This is a genomic window from Candidatus Thermoplasmatota archaeon, assembly GCA_022848865.1.
GTDB lineage: Archaea > Thermoplasmatota > Thermoplasmata > RBG-16-68-12 > JAGMCJ01 > JAGMCJ01.
This window is the reverse complement of the sequence record JAJISE010000066.1, coordinates 1-6,295: the sequence shown is the minus strand read 5'-3', so window position 1 is coordinate 6,295 and position 6,295 is coordinate 1. Positions and strand designations below refer to the sequence as shown.

10 protein-coding genes are annotated in these 6,295 nt (G+C 55.6%); 7 read left to right on the top strand and 3 right to left on the bottom strand.

Going from position 1 to position 6,295, the window contains the following annotated elements; translation table 11 throughout:
• Nucleotides 1-40: 40 nt before the first annotated feature.
• The 4 genes from LN415_09275 (at nt 41) to LN415_09260 (ending at nt 1,655) form a co-directional block, all read left to right on the top strand.
• Nucleotides 41-229: a hypothetical protein gene (locus tag LN415_09275; GenBank protein ID MCJ2557276.1), complete on the top strand. Its 189-nt coding sequence runs from the start codon at nt 41-43 to the stop codon at nt 227-229.
• Nucleotides 226-666 carry a HEPN domain-containing protein gene (locus tag LN415_09270; protein MCJ2557275.1) on the top strand — a complete coding sequence of 147 codons (441 nt, stop codon included), beginning with the start codon at nt 226-228 and terminating at the stop codon, nt 664-666. The genes LN415_09275 and LN415_09270 overlap by 4 nt, the downstream gene beginning before the upstream one ends.
• Before the next feature lie 150 nt (nt 667-816).
• Complete coding sequence (locus tag LN415_09265) at nt 817-1,299, top strand: hypothetical protein (GenBank protein MCJ2557274.1); 483 nt, start codon at nt 817-819, stop codon at nt 1,297-1,299.
• A 110-nt stretch (nt 1,300-1,409) separates the two neighbouring features.
• Nucleotides 1,410-1,655, top strand: coding sequence for a hypothetical protein (locus tag LN415_09260; protein ID MCJ2557273.1), 246 nt, complete (start codon nt 1,410-1,412; stop codon nt 1,653-1,655).
• A gap of 2 nt (nt 1,656-1,657) precedes the next feature.
• On the opposite strand, the gene LN415_09255 is transcribed toward LN415_09260, so the two are convergent.
• On the bottom strand, nt 1,658-2,434 hold the full coding sequence (locus tag LN415_09255) for a CPBP family intramembrane metalloprotease (GenBank protein ID MCJ2557272.1): 777 nt from the start codon (nt 2,432-2,434) through the stop codon (nt 1,658-1,660).
• A 128-nt stretch (nt 2,435-2,562) separates the two neighbouring features.
• Here LN415_09255 and LN415_09250 point away from each other — a divergent pair, with 128 nt between their 5' ends.
• Nucleotides 2,563-3,459, top strand: a complete 897-nt coding sequence (locus tag LN415_09250) for a DUF1616 domain-containing protein (GenBank protein ID MCJ2557271.1) — start codon at nt 2,563-2,565, stop codon at nt 3,457-3,459.
• Here the strand turns inward: LN415_09250 and LN415_09245 are convergent.
• Complete coding sequence (locus LN415_09245; protein ID MCJ2557270.1) at nt 3,453-3,893, bottom strand: hypothetical protein; 441 nt, start codon at nt 3,891-3,893, stop codon at nt 3,453-3,455. The two genes, LN415_09250 and LN415_09245, sit on opposite strands and share 7 nt — an antisense overlap.
• A gap of 93 nt (nt 3,894-3,986) precedes the next feature.
• Between LN415_09245 and LN415_09240 the strand changes: the two genes are divergently transcribed.
• On the top strand, nt 3,987-4,463 hold the full coding sequence (locus tag LN415_09240; GenBank protein ID MCJ2557269.1) for a hypothetical protein: 477 nt from the start codon (nt 3,987-3,989) through the stop codon (nt 4,461-4,463).
• Here the strand turns inward: LN415_09240 and LN415_09235 are convergent.
• Complete coding sequence (locus tag LN415_09235; protein ID MCJ2557268.1) at nt 4,452-4,985, bottom strand: hypothetical protein; 534 nt, start codon at nt 4,983-4,985, stop codon at nt 4,452-4,454. The two genes, LN415_09240 and LN415_09235, sit on opposite strands and share 12 nt — an antisense overlap.
• A 197-nt stretch (nt 4,986-5,182) precedes the next feature.
• Here LN415_09235 and LN415_09230 point away from each other — a divergent pair.
• A partial coding sequence (locus LN415_09230) for a hypothetical protein (protein ID MCJ2557267.1) occupies nt 5,183-6,295 on the top strand: 1,113 nt, incomplete at its 3' end.

Here is a 6,295-nt window from a genome sequence, read left to right as displayed (position 1 = left end):
CCTGAGGAATCCCTAAACCGACAAGAGGAAATGTGTTCCCATGGAAATTCGATTCCAACTTAGCGAAGAGCGGTCCGAGCTTCTCATAGTCAGCCTCCGCAGCTACCTGAAAAAATCGAGGTTCGAGGAAAGGCTGAGGGACATCGGGGCTAGGAGGATAGAGATTCCCTCCGTGGGCCATTATTGGGTCCTGGGCGATATCAAGGCGGGGGAGGTGCTCGAGCTTTGAACACTCTCGACACAGCCCTTCTCGCTCTCAAGCGATCCGATAGATGGATCGAGAGCGCAAGGAGGGCTCTTCCCGATTCCAGATGGGACGACGCTGTCTACTCGGCCCAAATGTGCTCCGAGCACGCTGCGAAGGCCGTCTTAATCTCCTTGGGGATAGACTTCCCAAAACAGCATGATGTCTCAGACGTCTTCGTGACGTTGAAGGATAGGAGGGATCTGCCTTCCGATTTCCGGGGGAAGGTTGAGGACATGGTAGAGAAGCTGGCGAGCTTGGCGGCGGAGAGGGCTCTCGCGGGGTACGGCTTCGAGGAGGGCGTGGGCGTGGAGTACTTCAAGGATGTCGCGCCTGGTGCGATTGAGGATGCCGAGTTCATCCTTCGGAACTGCGAGGAGCTCGTCGTCAAGACCTTTGGAGTGAAGAAGGAGTCGGGCTGAAGGTCTCTTCTCAGTGAAGAGGCGCTCGCTGGATGTCCCAGCCGAACATTGCTTTTGGCAGACGACCAAGGAGGGGGAGAAAGAGAAACGGGATCGTGAGAGGAAGCGTTCCGCCAAAGCTTATTATCACAGGAACTCTTCCGACAGTGAATGGAGTCGTGGAAGCTTCATGCGGTCGTCTTCTGGACGGCCTTCATAGCTGTCTCATTCGTCGCCCTCGGCGTGGGAATGACATCGACTTTCGGACTGCTCGAAGAGGATGTGTCGTACCTCTTCTACGGAAGCGCCCTCATCATCCTCACCACGGCGCTCTGCTTCACGCTCATCTACGGCAGCCTGTGCATGGGAAGGATCGAGTCGAGGCTTCTGACCGAGGAGGGCACGGCCCCCAAGGGTCTGGAGGAAAGCGCCTCCAGCCTCTGGAAGAAGCTGCTCAGCCCTGCGCTCCACCTCGTCTTCCTGATCACGATCAGTTCGGCCGCCATTCCATCCTCCGGCTGGTTCCTGTCGACGCACCACGACATCAACACCATCGCCGCTCTGGAGGTCCTCCTGGGCTCGATCGTCTCCATCATCTTCGCGCTTGTCGTGCTCGACTCGATCCGAAGGGACATTCGATTTCCTACAGAATGAGCCCTCGAATTGTATGAACGGCATAGAAACCATTCCCGCCAGATACTTGCGATAACTGGGCAAACTTTTAAGTATGGATAGATGGATTAGGCCACAACGGGGGGAAAGTGTTGATTACTACAGTAACGACAACGACTGTTCTATCCGCAGCTGCAATAGGCACCGGTCTCGGGGTCGCTGCAGTCATCGCTCTGATAATCCTGCTCATAGCGAAGGAGCTGTCCACAGCGGAACTGGAGGGCGGAGTGAACAACGAGAAGCTGAGGAACCTCGCATCGATACTGACCATCCCGATTGCGTCGCTGATGCTTGTTTTCATGGTCATCGTCGCGACCAAGATCTGGGAAGTCCTGTAGCTCTAGAACACATTGGGGGCTATCAGGTACAGAACGATATTGAGCAGCGTGTGGCATCCTATTACGCCTACGAGCGTTCGCGTTCTGTACACGGCGTAGGCGAAGAACAGGGCAACGGAGAACACGTAAGCCAGGTCCAGGACCGAGAGGAAGCCCAGGTGCATCGCCGTGAAAATCGTGGAGACGTAGACTATAGTCACGGGCCAGCTCATCACGGCCGACGAATTGTGGAGGATTATGCCCCTGAAGATGAGCTCCTCGGCGAGTCCCGTCCCGAAGAATATCACGATCCCGCCCAAGATCAGGCTCCCCAGAGCGAGGTCGGAGATCCAGGGGTCCGGTGCCAGGATGTAGTACTCGAGGAGACCCAGGGGGATGCCGAGAAGGATTATTCCCAATTGGACGGGGAGCAGCTTCCACGGTCCGAGAACGAGGCCGTAGTCCGACCTCTTGAGCTTCAGAACGTGCACCGTGGAGAAGGCTGCCGCCAGCATCGGGAGGGTTATCACGGCCAGCCAAGTGAGCGTGTCGGAGAAGGGCCAGTAGGGTGTGGAGAGGCTGAATATCCTTATCAGCGGGACCAATATCAGGGCGACGAGCAGCCTCGACATCTCGGGCTTCTGGGAGTGTACGACCGAGGAGACGGCGATGAGTGCAAAGACCGTCATCAGGTGGATGACTATCCCCGCCGAGAAGCTCCCGAACGCGAGCGCGGCCTCCGCGAGGATCACCAGTGCTAAGAAGGCCATGGGCAAGACCAGTTCCTGTCCTTTCCTCAAATCCTTCCTCCACATAGGAACGTGACTGAATGTGCGGTATCCTAATATCCGTTTCGCCCTTTTTCCCCAGATTCCGCGATAGTTCTAAATAAACGTAGAAAAATACTAACATCTACTGGAGGCCGCACTTGAGAATCCATTTCCGCGAAAAGCCACACGATCTTCTCGTCATTCTCATATCCTCGATTCTTCTCGTCATAGCCGTCGCGCTGGCGGCGAGCGGGCCCCTCAGGGTCGTGCTCGGACTGCTGTTCATCCTCTTCCTTCCCGGCTACGCCCTCATCGCGGCACTGTTCCCGAGCGGGAAGGAGATAGATTGGATAGAGCGGGTCGCCCTCAGCTTCGGCCTCTCGATCGCCGTCGTCCCCCTGCTCGGTCTTCTGCTCAACTACACGTGGGGGATCTTCGAGCCCACAACCGTCGCGGCGATCTTCATCTTCATCCTCCTGATGTGCGGGGCCGCCTACTGGCGCAGGATGCGTCTCCCGGTCGACGAGAGGCTCGCGCTCACCGTCGACCTAGCCATCCCGGAGTGGGAGGAGTACTCCACGCTGGACAGGCTGCTCACCGTCGCGCTCGTGATCTCGATAATAGTCGCTGTCAGCGTTCTCGTGTACGCACTCACGGTCCCGCGGGTCGGAGAGAGGTTCACGGAGTTCTACATCCTGGACGAGAACGGCATGGCGGAGGACTATCCCACTTCACTGAACGCGACCGAGAACGCGACCGTCATCATCGGGGTGGCAAACCACGAGCTCGCCAACGTGAGCTACACGGTCAGGAAGGACTTGGTGACGATCCAATGGGTCTACAATACCAGCTCGGAAAAGGACGAGCCTGTGGAGATCTCGCGAGTGACGTTGCACGAGGAGATCGTGATTCTGGACCACGGGGACGTGTGGGAGGCTTCGTTCAACTTCTCGATAGCGGATGTCGGCGACTACAAGCTCGAGTTTCTTTTGTACAGGGACGGGGACATGTCAGAGGCCTACAACTCGCTTCACCTGTGGATCGATGTTCACTGATCCTGGGCGAACGCGGACCTGATCTCCTTCGTGAATAGAAAGACTATCGCGAATATGTGTATGAGGATGGGACCGATCAGGATGACGGTTCCTATCGTGGCGAACGTGCCAGCTCCGGGCAGACCGCCAAGGATCCCGCCAATCATCGAGAGGTTGGCTATGAGGGCTATGAACATCACGAGGGCGATCAGCAAGGAGTAGAAGGCCCAGGACCAGGCCCATTTCTTGAGCTTCAAGAGCCCTATCCCGCTGATGAACTCCACTACCCCTGACGCCAGCAGAACGACGGCAATGATCCCCACCGATGTGAAGGTCAGGAAGAGCTCCCCGCTGAACAGCCATGCAAGGAATCCGTTGACCAGGACTATGAATATGGAAAGCGTCAACATGAGAGCTGCGACGATCTTCAGCGACGCGGGTGCCTCTTCTTCCACACTCTCACCAGGATGTGTATTGACTTCCCTACTTAAGCATTTCACCCAGCTTGCCTGGAAACGCTTAATAGTAGATGGCGGGATTCGCTTCCCGTGTCACGGAACTCGGTGCTGGGAGTCGTCTACGGGATCTTCTGGAGCGCCGTTCTCGTGGCGTTGGCCGTCTCTCTCCACTTGGGGCTCAATTCGACCTACATCTGGTACACGGAGAAGACCTCGTTCAACATGTACCTCGCGACGACGCTCTTCGCGGTCATCATCCTGGAGGCGACGGTCGTTCTCTTCTTCCTGGAGCGAAGGAGATCGAGGGCGGTGGAGACGTCCCGCGGAGGAGGCCCGCAGTTCCCTCAGAAGGCGGGGAGATCGTATACTCCCCTGATCGCGATGTCCGTTCTCTTCCTTCTCTGCTCCGTCTTCGCTCTCGCAGCGCTCGATGGCTATCTCCTGCCGAACTACAAGATCAACACGGTGTTCATTCTCTTCACCGGCAGCATGTCGAAAATCGCGGTTGGACTGTTCGCTGTGGTAGCGTTCAGAACAGGGCTCAGGAGGACTCAGCTAGAAATATAGCTGACGCCACCAGTCTTCTGCATCTGTATGGACGATTTCGGACTGGGAATACGTCGTTCCTGCGTGGGTCCACGTGATTATCGTGTATGACCAGACATCGTCGTTTTCTATCAGGTCGTAAAGATGATAGGCCTTCACGTTGATTCTGAACACGACGGTCTCTCCAGCTGCTATCGTGACACCGCCTTTTGAGGCCTTGCCATACATGACGCTGGTCTCCTCCGTGTTGTCACCGCTCCAGGACTCGACAGAGAGGTATTCGAGGTAGATGTCCTGCTCGTAGTTGTTCGTGATCTTCAGAAGCGCGTGCATGACGGCGAAGTTGGGATTGACGGTATAGTGACGGATCGTCAGGTCCGCTACCAGCTTGTCGTCATCGTATATCTTAACGGTCGCCGACTGCTCCATCTTGGCTGCCTGAGCGTACGTCACCAGCACTGTCCCTAGAATGAAGGACAAGGAAAGGAATACCGCGATCAATCTCCTTCTGCTCAACATCCCCCCAATCGTATGTTTCTTCATCTCGACCCTCCTTGAACACTTCGGAGACTGGCTTACTTGCGCCTCCTCGTTCTCAAGTGCGTAAAGGGAATCGCGTTGTCCTATATTTAAATGTTGCCTGGACTGTTTGTGAAAAGTTCATACTGAAGGCGAGGAACGACGGGAAAAAGGCTTTTAAGGACACAAGAGATTGAGATGTTGTCCACATAAGTGGGGGAGTGGGTACGTTGGGGGAGTATTCCGTCACCAGGTTCTCTCGGATACTGGCAGTTCTGACAGTCGTATCGGTCCTTCTCGTCCCGCTCAACGTCCGAGCCGTGGAGGATGGCTACTTCAAACCCCCATATGAGGACTACGGCATGGACACGGACGGGGATGGCTACTACGATTTCCTTGCATTTAACGCGACTCTGCAGGTAAACTATACTGGGAAGTACATTATTCAGCCAAAGCTGAAGGACGACCTGGGGGAAACAATAACGGTTCCCGACAGCATCACGAAGGACCTCGATCCAGGCGATGTGACCATCCACATAGAGTTCGATGGCGTGGACATATACAACTACGGCAAGGATGGGCCCTATCTTGTCAGGCTCGTCCTCTACGACGGTTCCTTCAACCTGCTCAACATCGCCAGCAATCAGACGGGCTTCCATCAATACACGGAGTTCCAGCGTCCGCCGGTGGAGTTCGATCCGCCCCACTACGACTACGGCCTGGACACGAACTCAAATGGCCGCTTCGATTATCTCGTGGCGCTGGTCAACATCACTGTCAACACCGCCGACGTATACGTTGTCAAAGGCGACCTTCACAACTCTGGCATGACGTGGATCACGGGAACCTCAAATGAGAGCTACCTCCCCGAGGGGGACGTTACCGTCAGACTCGACTTCCTCGGTTTCAGGATCCGCAAGAAGAACTTCGATGGACCGTACAGAATTGAGCTCGAGATCAAGAAAGGTGCAATCCAAGTCTTAGCCAACGACACTCACATAACGAAGCTCTATCAGGCGACGGATTTCGAGGGTGTCTACGCTTACTTCGTTCCGCCTCATTCTGACGAGGGAGTCGACCTGGGCGGTGATGCCGGATTCGAGCATCTCAAGGTCACGTACAACATCCAGGTGAACGAGTCGGCCTTCTACAATGTGACTGGCGACCTGTATGACAAGAGCGGGCTAATCTTCATCACCGACACGTGGAACTACACATACCTCAATGCGGGCCTCGTTCCGGTGGACCTATATTTTTTTGGATGCGATATTTGTCAATCCGGAGAGGGGGGCTTCTACTACGCGAATGCCGAGATGAAGTATGGTGAGATTTCC